14 protein-coding genes are annotated in these 14,517 nt (G+C 46.3%); 11 read left to right on the plus strand and 3 right to left on the minus strand.

Translation table 11 applies throughout. The features are described 5' to 3' along the window. The first annotated feature begins 253 nt into the window (after positions 1-253). The 10 genes from MWG26_RS02715 to deoD all read left to right on the plus strand — a co-directional run bounded on the left by MWG26_RS02715 (position 254) and on the right by deoD (position 10,871). Positions 254-1,639, plus strand: a complete 1,386-nt coding sequence (locus MWG26_RS02715) for an ABC transporter substrate-binding protein (protein ID WP_025654540.1) — start codon at positions 254-256, stop codon at positions 1,637-1,639. A 148-nt stretch (positions 1,640-1,787) separates the two neighbouring features. Beyond that, positions 1,788-2,666 carry a carbohydrate ABC transporter permease gene (locus MWG26_RS02720; RefSeq protein ID WP_044926308.1) on the plus strand — a complete coding sequence of 293 codons (879 nt, stop codon included), beginning with the start codon at positions 1,788-1,790 and terminating at the stop codon, positions 2,664-2,666. Between the two features lie 15 nt (positions 2,667-2,681). Then, entirely contained in the window at positions 2,682-3,506 is an 825-nt protein-coding gene (locus MWG26_RS02725) for a carbohydrate ABC transporter permease (protein WP_117440885.1), read from the plus strand. Between the two features lie 76 nt (positions 3,507-3,582). Further along, positions 3,583-5,685 carry an ADP-ribosylglycohydrolase family protein gene (locus MWG26_RS02730; RefSeq protein ID WP_025654543.1) on the plus strand — a complete coding sequence of 701 codons (2,103 nt, stop codon included), beginning with the start codon at positions 3,583-3,585 and terminating at the stop codon, positions 5,683-5,685. A gap of 48 nt (positions 5,686-5,733) precedes the next feature. Beyond that, the gene (locus MWG26_RS02735) at positions 5,734-6,645 is read left to right on the plus strand and encodes a carbohydrate kinase family protein (protein WP_025654544.1); all 912 of its coding nucleotides are present in this window, start codon (positions 5,734-5,736) and stop codon (positions 6,643-6,645) included. Next, positions 6,642-7,778, plus strand: a complete 1,137-nt coding sequence (locus MWG26_RS02740; protein ID WP_240285601.1) for an SIS domain-containing protein — start codon at positions 6,642-6,644, stop codon at positions 7,776-7,778. Before MWG26_RS02735 ends, MWG26_RS02740 begins: the two co-directional genes overlap by 4 nt. Before the next feature lie 28 nt (positions 7,779-7,806). Next, a complete protein-coding gene (locus MWG26_RS02745; RefSeq protein WP_025654545.1) occupies positions 7,807-8,211 on the plus strand; it encodes a secondary thiamine-phosphate synthase enzyme YjbQ in 405 nt (134 codons plus the stop codon). 9 nt (positions 8,212-8,220) lie between these two features. Then, entirely contained in the window at positions 8,221-9,144 is a 924-nt protein-coding gene (locus tag MWG26_RS02750) for a nucleoside phosphorylase (protein ID WP_025654546.1), read from the plus strand. 18 nt (positions 9,145-9,162) lie between these two features. Further along, positions 9,163-10,146 carry a nucleoside hydrolase gene (locus MWG26_RS02755; protein ID WP_025654547.1) on the plus strand — a complete coding sequence of 328 codons (984 nt, stop codon included), beginning with the start codon at positions 9,163-9,165 and terminating at the stop codon, positions 10,144-10,146. A 14-nt stretch (positions 10,147-10,160) separates the two neighbouring features. Beyond that, positions 10,161-10,871, plus strand: a complete 711-nt coding sequence (gene deoD / locus MWG26_RS02760) for a purine-nucleoside phosphorylase (RefSeq protein WP_025654548.1) — start codon at positions 10,161-10,163, stop codon at positions 10,869-10,871. A 119-nt stretch (positions 10,872-10,990) separates the two neighbouring features. On the opposite strand, the gene MWG26_RS02765 is transcribed toward deoD, so the two are convergent. From MWG26_RS02765 to MWG26_RS02775, 3 genes are read right to left on the minus strand one after another with little or no spacing between them, the layout of a single operon-like run. Further along, positions 10,991-12,166, minus strand: a complete 1,176-nt coding sequence (locus MWG26_RS02765; protein ID WP_025654549.1) for a ribose-phosphate pyrophosphokinase — start codon at positions 12,164-12,166, stop codon at positions 10,991-10,993. Next, the gene (locus tag MWG26_RS02770) at positions 12,139-13,167 is read right to left on the minus strand and encodes an ATP-binding protein (RefSeq protein ID WP_025654550.1); all 1,029 of its coding nucleotides are present in this window, start codon (positions 13,165-13,167) and stop codon (positions 12,139-12,141) included. The genes MWG26_RS02765 and MWG26_RS02770 overlap by 28 nt, the downstream gene beginning before the upstream one ends. 13 nt (positions 13,168-13,180) lie before the next feature. Beyond that, positions 13,181-14,272 carry a DnaD domain-containing protein gene (locus tag MWG26_RS02775; RefSeq protein ID WP_025654551.1) on the minus strand — a complete coding sequence of 364 codons (1,092 nt, stop codon included), beginning with the start codon at positions 14,270-14,272 and terminating at the stop codon, positions 13,181-13,183. Between the two features lie 76 nt (positions 14,273-14,348). On the opposite strand from MWG26_RS02775, the gene MWG26_RS02780 reads away from it, so the two are divergent. Beyond that, positions 14,349-14,492 (plus strand): hypothetical protein, encoded by a 144-nt coding sequence (locus tag MWG26_RS02780; protein ID WP_153919749.1) that lies wholly within the window; start codon positions 14,349-14,351, stop codon positions 14,490-14,492. The last annotated feature ends 25 nt before the right edge of the window (positions 14,493-14,517 follow it).

Below are 14,517 nucleotides of genomic sequence, written 5' to 3' on the forward strand. Positions count from 1 at the left end.
TGCAATTGCTATTAGAAAAAAACACAAAAATACTTGATAAAACGCTTTAACTAAGGAATTCGAGGGGGTTGAGCAAATGATTTTCCTGAATCATAAACAAAAAACATGCGCTTAATTTATGTAAAACTACCAAAAAATAAATGCTATGTTATGATTATATTGACAAAAACAACACAGGGTGATAATTTATAACCATAAAGTTATAACATACCAGTTAGCGAAAACGTTTTACCAAAAGAAGGGAGATTGTAAAATGAAGAAAAAAGTGTTGAGTATCTTGTTAGTTCTGGCAATGTGCTTCGGCATGCTGACAGCCTGTGGCGGAGGCAGCGGCGGAGGCAGCGGCACAGATTCTGAAGATGCAAAAGAGAGTAAGAGCGAATCAGATGACGATACCGTAGAATTATCTATGTGGTTCTGGGGCGCAACTTCCGAACAGCAGGAAGCAATGTCCAAACATCTGGTGGACAAGTTTAATGAGGCGCATCCCGGCTTCCAGATGACAGTAGAGTATCGCTCTTCTGTAAACAAAGATATGGCAGTCGCTCTGTCAGCTGACGAGGGGCCGGATATCGTATACGAATCATCCCCGTCACTTGCCCTGACCTATATTCAGGCAGGGAAATATGCCAACCTTGATGAATATGCTGAGAAATACGGCTGGAAGGATAAGGTCCTGGGCTGTATGTATGACTCCGGCATGTATGAAGGTTCCCTTTATTCTCTGCCAATGGGTATGAATGTAATTGGAATGGTTTATAACAAAGAAGTGCTGAAAGAAAATAACTGGGAGGTTCCAAAAACAGTAGATGAGCTGACCAAGATTATGGATGAGGCTATGGAAAAAGGCATGTATGGATCCGTAACAGGAAGTAAGGGCTGGCAGCCAACGAATGAAGACTATACTTCTCTGTTTCTGAATTCTTTTGGAGGCGCTGACAACGTTTATGCGGCTCTGACAGATGAACTGCCATGGACAGACGCGTCCCTGACAGATGCAATTAAAACTTCAGCAGAATGGTATCAGAAGGGATATCTGGGAACGGATTACCTGTCACTTGACTGGGCGGACTCCGCAGCACTCCTTGCTGAGGGAAGGGCTCCGTTCTACTTTGGACCTATGAAATTTATCCAGAACCTGATGTCCTATGCTGACAAAGACACCTTCGGATTCACCGCATTTCCGTCAACGAGTGCGGACTCACCAGCTATCTACACGGTAGGGGCTACCGGGCTTCTGGCAATCAACGAACAGACAGAGTATAAAGATGAGTGTGCAGAATTCCTTGATATGATGATGACCAATGATTTCGTTGCTAAGATGGCAAATGACTGGCCGGGATACTGGGCCGTACCGCTGACCACATTAAACGAGATCGATATGGGACAGTTCAGCGGCCTTCCGTTGATGTTCATGCAGGGGATTACCGAAGCATGCGCTGCGATCGATGAAGGGAACTTTGGTTATTATAATTCTTCCTATATGCCGGCGGAGGCATTTGACTTAATGTATAAAGTAGATTCCGTCTGGCTGGGCGATAAAGATGCAGAGACATTTATGAAAGAAATCGATGATGCGTTCCAGAAAGATTTCGATGCAGGATCTTGTCCAATCTGTCCTGCACCGGCAGGAAAGTAAAAGACAGCATATATGCGCGGCAAAGGATGCAGATGAAGCTGCTTCGCGCTTTTGATTGGAAGAGGAAGGTTGAATCCTGTGGCGGTGGCCGCAAATGAAAGGCCACCGCCATTTTTATATCTGGAATAGAGAAAGAGGTGGCGTTTAGATGTCATTTGAACGAGTAAAACAAAAAACCCAATATTATCTGCTGATGGCCCCGGCGATTCTTCTAAGCACTTGTGTAATCCTGATACCTTCTGTTACGACGATTATTTCATCCTTTACGGACTGGAACGGCGTATCAAAAGATATGAATTTTATCGGTCTTCAGAATTATAAGGAATTACTTGGTAACGATGTTTTTATTAAGGCTTTGGGTAATAACTGTAAATGGATGGTCATGTATCTGGTCATTCCGGTGTTGCTTGCCCTGATCGCAGCCGTGTGCCTTCTGAAGCAGAAAAAAAAGAGCGCTCTGTTTCAGGTGATGTTCCTGTTTCCCTATGTGATTGCCCCAATTGCCAATGCTTTGATCTGGCTGAACATGATCTACAGCCCTCTTACCGGCTTGGTTGGATTTTTGAAAAATACCTTTGGGCTGTCGTGGATGGCTTCCCCGCTTACGAAGCCGAGCGCTGCGCTGATTGGCGTGGCTGCCGCGGATATCTGGCATTACTGGGGATACCTTGCGATCGTATTTTTCTCTGCTCTTAGGCAGACTCCCATGGACTATGTGGAGGCTGCAACGATGGACGGCTGTAATGGCTGGCAGCTTTTCCGGTATATTTATTTTCCGAGCATGCTGCCTACTTTCAAAATGATGTTAGTTTTGATTGTAATTCAGTCCTTCCTTCAGTTTGATTACGTATACCTGCTAACGTCCGGCGGGCCGGCCCATGCGACAGAGATGCTGGGGACATTGACTTACAACTATGCGTTCAGTCTGTTCCAGTTTGGAAAGTCTGCGGCGATTGCCGTGATGATGTCGGTGCTGGGACTGGTTGCATCGCTTATGTACGCGAGAATGAGCCGCAACGAATCATAGGAAGGAGAATCGGACATGAAAAAAGAAAAAAGATCCATTTTATCAATGATTATTTTGAGCTTTCTCACCTTTATTTGTATGCTGCCCATGCTGATGGTATTGCTGAACAGCTTTAAGACCCATGTGGATATTATCATGAATCCTCTGTCTGTCAAATTTTCAGCCGGGTTTGCGAATTATGTGAAGGCGTGGCAGGATGGGAATTTTGGGCGAAGCATTATAAATAGTATCGTGTACACCGGATGCACGGTGATCGTAGTACTTCTGTTTGCTTCTCTGGCAGCCTATGTAATTGGCGGGCGGAAAGTACGGGGCACTACTGTTATACATAGTTATTTTCTGATTACGATGACAATGCCTGTGTACCTGTTTCTTGTTCCTTTGTATCGTGTGTATGCGAAAATGGGGTGGCTTGGAAATCATGTGGCGGTATCCTTCATTCTGTCCGCCACCTCACTTCCGCTGGCAATCTCCCTTTTACGTTCATTTTTTATGGCGATTCCAAAAGAGCTGGAGGATGCGGCACGTATTGACGGAGCCAGTACACTGCAGGTGATCAGACATATCATTTTGCCCCTTCTTTCGCCAGGTCTGGTGACGGTGGGGATTATAACAGGTTTAAATTCATGGAATGAATTTCTGGTGTCTTCTACGTTCCTGACAGGAGAGAAGAATTTTACAGCCATGCTTTCTTTGATGTCGCTGAACGGTACGAATACGGCAAACCACGGTACAAACATGGCTGCAACCGTGATTATTGTGGCTCCGATCATTCTGTTCTTTGTATTGATGCAGAAAAGGTTTGTGGAAGGAATGGTAAGCGGAGCCGTGAAAGGATAAAAGCGGAGTATGCTTTTCGAAGGCATAGTTCCCGGTATTGCTGCGGCAGGGCTGCCGCTTAGGAAGGAGATAAGAGATGGGATTATCAGAAAAATATAAAAATCAAATTTACGCCGGAGTCCTGGGAAAGATGATCGGTGTATATCTGGGCCGGCCGGTAGAAGGATGGCCGTATCAGAGTATTATAGAGCGTTTTGGTGATGTGCCGTACTATGTTCACGAAGAACTGAATCTTCCGCTGATCGTGGCGGATGACGACCTTTCCGGTACTTTTGCGTTTTTCCGGGCGATGGAGGACAACGGGTATCCGAAGAACCTGACTGCCAGGCAGATCGGGGATACCTGGCTGAATTACATTATAGAAGACCGGTCCATTCTCTGGTGGGGCGGTCTGGGAAACGCTACGGAGCATACGGCTTATCTTCATTTGAAGAATGGCATTCCTGCGCCGGATAGTGGTTCTATGGAGAAAAATGGACCGGTTCTCTCCCAGCAGATCGGCGCTCAGATTTTTATGGACGCTTATGCTATGATGTGTCCGGGGGACCCAGAATATGCAGATTATCTGGTACGTGCCTGTGCCAGCGTGTCCCATGACGGCATTGCCGTAGATGCGGCAGGATTCTTAGGGGCCATGGAAGCGGCAGCTTTTGATCAACGAAATCTGGAAAAACTTTTTGATGAAAACGTCAGGTTTATACAAACAGAAGAATTGAGCGCTCTGGTTGATAATGTGAGAAACATCTGTAAAGCGGAGTCGGACTGGAGAAAAGTCAGAGAACGGCTGGATGAGAAATACGGATATCACATTTATCCCGGTCCGTGCCATATGGTACCTAATCATGCGATGGTGCTGGCGTCTCTCCTCTGTGCCGGTGATGATTTTGCGGAATCGGTAAAGATTGGGGCATCTGCTGCCTGGGATACAGACTGTAATGCAGGAAATGTAGGCTGTCTGAACGGAATCCGTCTGGGAATTGAGGGGATAGAGTCAGGACCGGATTTTAGAGGGCCTGTAGCGGACCGGCTGCTGGTCATCACTTCTGATGGCGGCGAAGGGATATCTGATGCCGTGAAAGAGACAAAAAGAATTGTACGCGCCGCCGAGGCAGTGCGGGGGATCGAAGGGGAGGAGCGAAGGGAACGCTTTGCGTTTGAGTATCCCGGAAGCGTGCAGGGATTTACTGTTTGCCCGTATGTAGAATATCCAAAATGTACACCAAAGATATCCAACGGAAATGAAATAGGAGCCGGAAACGGTCTCAGGCTGAATTTTGATATTTTAGCAGAAGGAATGAACGCTCATGTCAGTGTGGCTACATTTTTAGATATTCATGAAGAGTACCGGAATTACGAAACCTATGTTTCGCCGACGCTCTATACCGGACAGACTGTAACCGTGCGTGCGGATTGTCCGAGAGAGGACGGGCCGGATATGCGCCCTTATATCTGGTATGCAGACCGGAATGGGCAGCTGCAGAGAACGGACGGGGAATGGATACGGTTAAGTTCAAAGGGAACGGTTCTCGCCTGGAATATCCCGGATAACGGCGGATTGCCGGTGCTGCGGTTTGGCCTGGAATTTTCGAGTGTAAAACGCTACCGGGGCGATGTTTTTATAAGAAGCATTGACTGGAGCAATACGCCCCGATGTCTGAATCAGGAAGGGATTATGATGCGGGATATGTGGGATACCAACCCATTTTGGGCAAAAATGTTCGTAGCCAGCGCAAAGTGTTTCTCACCGAATCTAAATTGTACTTATTGTATCAGCCATGATGAACCGGGTGGACTTGCTACGATTGGAACCAGAGATTTTACAGATTACACGGTTTCATCCATGTTAAAGTTCAGCCTGCATAAACGGGGAGGATTGGCCGCGAGAAGCGCAGGGCACCGCAGGTATTATGCTGCAGTTGTATCTGGAGGGGATACGTTCCAGATTATAAAACACAGGGATGGTAAGGAAACTGTTCTGGCCGAAGGCAGTGTTCACTACGCGCAATTTGTAAAATATCCAATGAAGTTTACCCTGTGCGGGAATAAGCTGGAAGCATCTTTTGGTGAAGTGACGATTATGGCAGAAGACAAAGAAGATGCATACCTCTGCGGAGCTGCGGGGTATGTCGTGGATGAAGGTGCGGTTTTTATTGATGGATTTCATCTTGAAAAGAAATAGCATTTCTGCCATTTACAGCAGAGAATAAATGGAAAAAGGTGGTTTAAGATGGAATATGTAATTGCGACAACAGTTTCTACAGATGAAATACATCTGGCCGATGGCACTGTTTTTGGAAATCAGCCCGGGAGCGCAGGATTTTACGCATTGGCAGGAGTGCGGATGTTTACGGATAAGGTGGCGGTATGCGGAGGAATCGGGCCGGAATACCTGCCCCGTCATGAAAAGTGGTACAAGGATAATGGGGTGTCAACAGAGGGGCTGGTTCTGCGTTCTGATATATCTCCGACCATAGTGATCCACTATTATCCGGATGGCAGCCGAACGGATGAACCCAATATTGGACTGAAGGAGTTTCGGGCTCTTGACCCTTCGCCGGATGAAGTATTTCGCTGCTGTGATCAGAATACGAAGGGGGTTTATGTATTTAAAGACGTGGAGCGGGATTATCTGGATGCTTTAATCGGAGGAAAACTTCGGTTTGGCTACAAACTGATGTGGGAAATCTCCGAAGATGCCTGCAGACCAGAGAATATCGATGTGATTGAGGCCTATTTAAAGGATATTGATGTCTTTTCTATTAACAGGCACGAGGCCTGTCTTTTATATGAGACAACAGATGAGGAGGAAGCGCAGCGGAGACTTCTGGCGGCTTCTCCAAACTGGGTATTTTTTAGAAGGGGTTCTGAGGGCGCGCATATGCTTGCAGGTGGAAGAATCTATCAATGTCCGAGCATATCAGGAATTCAGGTTGTTGATACGACCGGAGGCGGCAATAGTTCTTCAGGTGCTGTACTTTATGCCTGCTGTGAAGGCTATGAGCCACAGATGGCAGGCTGTATGGGATCGGCGGCTGCGGCAGAAATTATTGCGCAGTTCGGTACGCCGCCGCTTTTTACAAAAGAAATGACAGAGCGTGCATTTGCACGGGCAAAAGCATCATGTAAGGAGGAGGTATGAAAATGATTGGATTTGAGAATTCCATGCTGCGTCAGGTTTTGAGTGTGCCTGACCTGCTGGACGAAGTTTATCCTGAGATAGAGCCTCAGGTACGTTATGTACTGACAACACCGGAGATTTACTCCATAAAAAAGGTGGTTCTGACAAGCTGTGGAGACGGCTATGCAGCCTGCCTGGCCGCCAGGCGGGCATTTGAGAGTTTTCTTCAGATTCCTGTTGAAGTGGAAGACCCTCTCACCTTGTCCAGGTATTATCAGATGAAATGGGTGGGAGAATCTCCCTGCGATCCTCTTGTAATTGCAGTCAGCAATTCCGGGCAGGCAGCCCGTGTTATTGAGGCAGTAGAGAGAATGCGCGCGCACAGGGCGCTGACCATTGCCATTACATCGAATGCGGATTCGCTCCTTGCAAAGGCTGCAGAAAAAGTAATTGTTCCCATGATTCCGGAATTCGAAAAATCGCCGGGAGTCCGCACCTATGCAGTACTGCAAATGATCGTATATCTTCTGGCGATCCGAATGGGGGAAGTACGCCTGAAATATACGATGGATCAGGCGAATGCGTACCGGCAGGAACTGAAACGTCTGCCGGCAGAATTTTTGAATAAAAAAGAAGATGTATGCAAACTGGCGCTGGAAACCGCCAGGGCGTTTCAAGAGGCTGCCAGTGCGGAGATGATAGGCTGCGGCGCCGATTACGGAACAGCGTGGTATGCTCATGCGAAAATGTATGAGGCAGTGGGACTTCCTTCTGTCCATCTGGACAGCGAGAACTGGTTTCATGTGAATTATTTTGTGAAAGATGTAAAACGAACACTGACCATGGTGTTTGCGGCAAAAGGCAATGAGGCACAGAGCCGTACCCGAGAACTGACAGAGAGGCTGAACCAGATGGGAAGAGAATTTGTACTGGTAACCAATGATGAAAGTCTCCAGGCGGAATACCGTTTTCTCACGCCGGATTCTGGGAACTGTCTGTTCCAGCCCATGGCTGCGCATATGGTTCCGGCTCTCATTGCCGGATATCTTGCGGCAATGAGAGAAGAAGCTTACAGCCGAGGATTTGAGGGGATCTGGAAAGAAGAAAAAGGCATGTATTCTACCACGGTCTCAGAAAAGGTATTGCTGGATTAAAAATGATAAACGATGGAGGTTTTTAAAAATGCTGGATAGAATTCAGTTTCGAACAACAAAAGACGGAGTGATATCTCTGACGGATCAGATCAAAGAGTGTGTGAAGAATTCCGGTGTAAAGAGTGGAATTATGTGTGCGTTTATTACTCATACAACGGCGGCGTTGACAGTGAATTCATTTTGGGATCCGCTGGGGCATGAGGACATTCAGGACGAAATCCGCCGCCTGATACCGACCAGAGTGGATTTTAAACATCAGCATGATACTCCGGAGGATGCTGCGGGGCATGTGAAGTGTACGCTGATCGGCCCTTCCATGTCATTTATTATTGAAGATGGCAATCTATTGCTGGGACATTCTCAGGGAATTTATTTTCTGGAATTTGATGGTCCGCGTAACAGAGAGTGTTATATAAAGATCGTGTCGGAATAGGAGGAGAGCATGAAGAAGAGTGAACTTATTCGGAACAAGCCGTCAATCAAGCTGATGCAGGAGCGGTATGAATATTGGGAAAACGTTCCTTATCCGGGCCTGATAATGGATAACAAACCCGCCATCACACAGGTGGATATCGAGAAAGTGGGAGATTATCTTATCTATTTGGTCCGTGACCCGCTGGCGGCCTACGGAAAGGATCCGGCAGAACGTGTGGCTGAACGCCTTACGGCTGCAGAATGCATTGGGAATTCCGGTATGTTTCTGAGCTATACAGGTACCTATAAAGGGGCAAAAATCACCTGTGTCAGCGGTGGCAGCGGCTGTCCGGAAGTGGAATTAGCGATCAATGACTTTATGGAATATACAGACTGTTCTACTTTTCTCAGGGTGGGTACTTCCGGAGGCGTGGCAGAGAAAGTGAAAGTGGGAGACTGTGTGATCACTACGGGAGTTTACCGGGAGGACGGAACCTCGCGGGCTTATGTCGCGGATGGATTTCCGGCATATTGTCATTACGAAGTCGTCAATGCAATGGTTCAGGCAGCCGAGCAGTATCATTTTCCTTATAAGCTGGGCGTAACTGCCTGCATGGACAGTGACTTTGTCGGTAATGGACGCCCTTCTGTAGGAGGCTATCTGCAGCCGGAAAATATACAGAAGCTTGGTACATATAATCGCGCAGGTGTGCTCAATACGGATCGGGAATCATCCATTATTATGACAATGTGTAATCTGTTTGAACGAAGAGGCGGAGCGATTTTTAATGTAACAGACAATCTGATTTCCGGTCATAAATTTGAAGCAGGGGCAGGAACGGAAGTTTCTATAGAGCTGGCCCTGGAAGGAATCGCGATTCTTCATCAGATGGATAAGCAGAAAGAAGCTGTCGGGAAAGAAAACTGGTTTCCGGGGCTTGATAATATATAAGGAAAGGAATTGATTGTTATGAGCGAGAAAAGAAAAATTATGATTGACTGTGATCCGGGTACGGATGATTCCGTATGCATTATTATGGCGCTGACGCATCCGGACGTGGAACTTTTGGGGATTACAACAGAGAGCGGTAACCTGCCGGCAGACAAAACAGCAGCGAATGCTCTTAAAATTCTGGAATATATGGACCGTGGAGATATCCCGGTGGCACAGGGAATGATGCATCCAATGCTGCGTGAGTATCCAAAGGATCCGTACAGCCATGGTGAAGACGGACTGGGGAATCATTTCTTTCCGAAGCCAAAGTTAAAAACAACAGATCAGTCGCCGTCGCAGATGATCATAGATACGGTACTTGCGAACCCGGGCGAGGTGACGCTTGTCTGTACATCCTGTCTGACAAATGTTGCAGTTGCGTTTATGAGCCGTCCTGAAATCATTCCGCTGATTAAGGAGATTTATCATATTGGCGGCGCTTATGGAATTACCGAATATGCCTTCCGCAATGCTACCGGAGATAATCCGATGAGTGAATGGAATATTTATGTAGATCCGGAAGCTGCGAAAATCGTCTATGAATCGGATGTAAAGCTGACATCTATAGGTCTGGACATTGCATTCAATCCGGAGGCGGTGAACATTTCAGAAAAGACAATTGAGAAACTAAAAGGCCTGAATAACCGTCAGGCAAAATATACTCTGGAAATTATCGACTATATTGACGGAAATAATTCCATTAAAGATCAGGGAATTATGATTAATGGTCCGATTGACACAACAGCAATGTGCTGCTTCCTGAATCCGGATATCATGACGGATGTGAGGGAAATCAATGTGGCAATTGACTGCGGCGGTCAACTGACCAGGGGAATGACAATCTGGGACAGAAGAGATCACTTCCGCTGGGAACATCTGCCGAAAGTCCGTACAGTATTTGCTATTGATGGACAGAAATATCAGGAAACATTCTATGAAGCATTAGGCGGAAAATTATAATTGGAGGCAGAACGATGAGTCAGACACCGACTATTCATAATGCGGCAAAATACGGTGAGATTGCCAGGACTGTGTTAATGCCGGGCGACCCGCTGCGGGCCAAATATATTGCGGAGAAGTTTTTGGATGAACCAAAGCTGGTCAGTGATGTGCGGAATATTTACTGTTATACGGGGATATACCAAGGGAAAGAAGTTTCAGTGATGGCAAGTGGCATGGGTGCTGGTTCTATGAGTATTTATTCATATGAGTTGTTTCATTTTTATGGCGTGGACAGTATTATTCGTGTCGGATCAGCAGGAGGCATGCATCCAAGCCTGAAGCTGCGGGATATTGTAATAGCTATGACTGCTTCAACGGATAACGGCTATGCGGTACATTTTGATCTGCCGGGAACTCTGGCGCCCTGCGCGGATTATTCTTTGATTGAAAGAGCGGCTGCCTATGGGAAAGAGCATCAGCTTCCGGTTCGTGTGGGACCAGTCATTTCTGGGGAAGGTTTTTATTATTCGGATGAATGGTATGATAAATGGACCAGTATGGGAATACTGGCAGCGGAAATGGAGTCTGCGGCGCTGTATATAAATGCAGCTGAAGCAGGAAAGAAGGCAGTGGCTTTGTGTACAATAGCAGATTTGATGTTCAATGGCGAACAGTGTTCAACAAAGGAACGGCAGGAAAGCTTTGACGATATGATTCGAATGGCGCTGTCCATGGCTGACTAGAGATATAACAAGACGAATTCAAATGAAACCTGTAACCTGGGATGAAAGAAAAACAGTCCTCACAGACTTAAAATGTCTGTGAGGACTGTTTTTTATGAAATTAAAAAATTAAGTTAGTCCTATCTATTACGGTATTCCTGAAGGACATGCTGGATTCTTTCGTTAGGATTGAGCAGTGTGCTGATGGATCCGTCATGGTTGAGCGTATCGATCAGCAGTGCGATATATTTGCTCATGTCGCAATTAATATAATATGGCTTGGACAGCAGCTCTGGAGACTGGTAGATCAAATTTGTTGTCAGAATTCCTGTAATAATGCCGTCCTCGTATGCCTTGTCAAACTTGTCCATTCCGTTGGTGAACAGGCCGAACGTTGCTGCAGTATAGATTCGTTTTGCTTTCCTGCGCTTTAATTCGGTTGCAACCTCAATCATACTGTCTCCGGAAGAGATCATATCGTCGATGATGACGACGTCTTTGCCCTCTACGGAGCTTCCCAGGAATTCATGGGCAACAATGGGGTTACGTCCGTTGACTATCTTTGTATAATCGCGGCGTTTGTAGAACATACCCATATCAAGGCCAAGGACATTGGCAAGGTAAACGGCGCGGTTGGTGCCGCCTTCATCCGGGCTGATAATCATCATGTGTTCCGTGTCAATCTGAAGGTCGTCCACATTGCGCAGAAGGCCCTTGATAAACTGATAAGTCGGCGGTACAGTTTCGAAGCCGTTCAGAGGGATTGCATTCTGAACCCTTGGATCGTGCGCATCGAAAGTGATAATATTGTCTACACCCATGCGGACAAGTTCCTGGAGTGCAAGCGCACAGTCCAGAGATTCACGCCCGTTTCTTTTGTGCTGTCGGCTTTCGTATAAAAATGGCATGATGACGTTAATGCGCCGGCCTTTACCGCCGATTGCGGCAATGACGCGCTTTAGATTCTGAAAATGGTCATCCGGGGACATGTGGTTGATATTGCCCGTCAGGGAGTAGGTGATATTGTAGTTGCATACGTCTACCATAAGATAGAGATCCATCCCGCGTACGGATTCATTGATAATGCCCTTTGCCTCGCCGGAACCGAATCTCGGCACAGCACAGTCTACAATGTAAGTATCCTTTTCGTATCCGGAGAATGCTACATCATCCTTGTGCTCAATGGCACTTTCCCTTCTCCATTTGACCAGGTAATCATTGACCTTTTTTCCGAGTTCCTCGCAGCCCACGACCGGAATCAGGCCCAGAGCGCCAACTGGAATGTTTTCTAGAGTTCTTTCTGTGCGGTGTAACATGAGTGTTCCTCCCTGTTTTTGATTAATTTCTTTTTGATTCTGATATCATCGCCAATCAGTTTGACCATCGTGTAATTACTGGTAATTCTGGAGAAGGACCGTTCTGTATAAAGGTCGGCCAGAGTGTCCAGAGACAGATTGGTTGATATAATGGTTGATTTGCGGCTGAGCAGCCGTTCATTAATGCAGGTAAAAAACTGTGATGCCACAAATGAGTTCGTGAATTCTGTTCCAAGATCATCGACAATCAGCAGATCGCAGTCAAATATATACTCATACATATTCTGCGCATCAATATTGTTTTTGTCAAATGTATTTTTGGCTAGAATTGAAAAAAACTTTGAAGATGAAAAGTAGAGAACGGAATATTCTCTGTCCATCAGTTCTTTTGCAATACAGTTAGAAAGGAAAGTTTTGCCTACTCCTACGTCCCCGTAGAGGAAGAGGTTGTTAAATTCTGTTCCGAATGTGTCGGCGAAATGATGGCATAGCTTAAGGGCATCCTGTATTACCTGCATGGAAGAACGCCCTGTTTTAGTGTCTATATAATTGTTGGAATAGTAATCTAGAGAAAAGGTGCCGAAGTTCTCCTGCTTTAGAACCTGCTTCAGATTGGACTGTTCATAGAGGATGCCAATTACGGCCTTCTTAAAGCAGTGGCACTTCTGATTGCCGATGTAGCCGGTATCCATGCAGTCTTTACAGTCATAAATAGGTTCCAGATAATCCTCAGGGAATCCTCCCGAATGCAGAAGTTCTTTTTTACTGCTTCTCAGAATCGCCAGTTCCTCTTTCAGGGAATCTATGGCCTTGTCGTCCCCATTCAACAGTTTGCGGCCGTACTGGACGGACAGAATGGAAATGGATTCATCGATCGATTTGAATTCCGGAAGCTTTTTATACACCTCTCCATAATGTCTGGTCAATCTATCGTGATTACGGAGCTGGCGCTGTTCATAATCACGCATAATGGCCTGATATTGTGATGCTTTAAGTCCCAAGTTTATGCTCCTTTTAATTACTGTTTAATAGTTGCTCTTCCAGCGATTCCATGTCGTAGGCGCGTCTTTCGAAGTTGTTAAGATTCTTGGTGACTGGCTTCTGCCTTGAGTCAGAAGACTTCCTGGAAGATTTTTCTTTCTGGAAGGCGGCGTCCAGAACAGCGATATCTTTCAGATGGATTACCTGATTTTCATTCCATTTGGTGAGGATCGAATCAGCATATTCAAAACTGGGCTGATGGGTAGCTGTTATAGTCCGGCTGCAGGCTTCCTGAATGATATCGAGAGTAAAGCCGAATTCCTCCGTCCATTTCTTAATATAAGAAAGTTCAGCTGCTGCGGGTCCTCTGTTCTTAATACCAAATGCATTCAGAACGGTGTAGCAGTTCTTATTGTATGCCGAGGAATGCTGGCGGGCCTGTTCGACCGAAGTGATACCACTGTCTGACCAGGAGAGGGCAACTTTCTGAATATAGTGAATACTTCTATGACCGTTCTCAACGCAGGATTCAATCAGATATTCGATTAAATCGGCTGACATGCCAAGTGTCTCATAAAAATATGTAATAGCGTCCACATCGGTGCTGGACAAGGTCTTGCCGAGGTACTGTTCCGCTATGAAAAGAAGCGACTTTAATTCTTTTTGCGCTTTGAAGGAAGTCAGGGGAATTGCTTTTGACTTCGGTTCAGCCGGACACGCAGCTGCAGGCTGCGAGGCTGGCTGTGCAGCGGGCTTCCGCTCTCTGGCTGCCGGCTTTGCAGTGGCAGGAGCGCCCTTCAAGGCAGTTACTTTTCTTGGGGCGATGGAGGGGGTCCGTTCCAGTTCAATTCCAATGATCCGGCCTTCTTCATCTTTTTCCAGGCTTAAAAGCCCTTCAGATTCCCAAAATCTGAAGGCCCTCAGAATATCGTTCTCGGTGTTGTTCAGACAATCAGCAATCGTAGAGATTGTGAGAGAAGAACAGGGATCATCGAGATGCCTCAGCAGGAATAAATAGACCTTTACAAATTCACCGTTCGCCTGGATCATATAGTTATCTATAAAATCATTTGTAACCAGGGTCACGTTTGTCTGGAATTTATTCTTCAATGTCAGTGTTTTCATAAATTATGTTTCCCCACCCTTCGCTTTTTTGCAACCGTTCAAGCAGGCCTGAACGGTGACCTTTTCTTACCAGAGTATGTCAGATCGAATACATACCCGGCTGAATGTTCCGCTTAGTAGGATGATTAAGGCAGATTTAAAAAGCGCAGCCGTATCTGCGCTGGTTAAATCGGGGTTAATCAGGCCGCTGAGCGGGAAGGTCAGGCGGGTGCAGTATTAGTCTTAAATAGATTTAACTCTTATGC

Origin of the sequence: Faecalicatena contorta (genome assembly GCF_022835095.1) — a bacterium.
GTDB classification, from domain to species: domain Bacteria; phylum Bacillota; class Clostridia; order Lachnospirales; family Lachnospiraceae; genus Faecalicatena; species Faecalicatena contorta.

What these genes read in the sequence shown, in the direction of transcription:
- MWG26_RS02765 (WP_025654549.1), bottom strand. Translation starts at nt 12,166, where the DNA reads ATGTTACACCGCACAGAAAGAACTCTAGAAAACATTCCAGTTGGCGCT.
- deoD (WP_025654548.1), top strand. Translation starts at nt 10,161, where the DNA reads ATGAGTCAGACACCGACTATTCATAATGCGGCAAAATACGGTGAGATT.
- MWG26_RS02775 (WP_025654551.1), bottom strand. Translation starts at nt 14,272, where the DNA reads ATGAAAACACTGACATTGAAGAATAAATTCCAGACAAACGTGACCCTG.
- MWG26_RS02735 (WP_025654544.1), top strand. Translation starts at nt 5,734, where the DNA reads ATGGAATATGTAATTGCGACAACAGTTTCTACAGATGAAATACATCTG.
- MWG26_RS02745 (WP_025654545.1), top strand. Translation starts at nt 7,807, where the DNA reads ATGCTGGATAGAATTCAGTTTCGAACAACAAAAGACGGAGTGATATCT.
- MWG26_RS02715 (WP_025654540.1), top strand. Translation starts at nt 254, where the DNA reads ATGAAGAAAAAAGTGTTGAGTATCTTGTTAGTTCTGGCAATGTGCTTC.
- MWG26_RS02755 (WP_025654547.1), top strand. Translation starts at nt 9,163, where the DNA reads ATGAGCGAGAAAAGAAAAATTATGATTGACTGTGATCCGGGTACGGAT.
- MWG26_RS02720 (WP_044926308.1), top strand. Translation starts at nt 1,788, where the DNA reads ATGTCATTTGAACGAGTAAAACAAAAAACCCAATATTATCTGCTGATG.
- MWG26_RS02740 (WP_240285601.1), top strand. Translation starts at nt 6,642, where the DNA reads ATGAAAATGATTGGATTTGAGAATTCCATGCTGCGTCAGGTTTTGAGT.
- MWG26_RS02725 (WP_117440885.1), top strand. Translation starts at nt 2,682, where the DNA reads ATGAAAAAAGAAAAAAGATCCATTTTATCAATGATTATTTTGAGCTTT.
- MWG26_RS02780 (WP_153919749.1), top strand. Translation starts at nt 14,349, where the DNA reads ATGTCAGATCGAATACATACCCGGCTGAATGTTCCGCTTAGTAGGATG.
- MWG26_RS02730 (WP_025654543.1), top strand. Translation starts at nt 3,583, where the DNA reads ATGGGATTATCAGAAAAATATAAAAATCAAATTTACGCCGGAGTCCTG.
- MWG26_RS02750 (WP_025654546.1), top strand. Translation starts at nt 8,221, where the DNA reads ATGAAGAAGAGTGAACTTATTCGGAACAAGCCGTCAATCAAGCTGATG.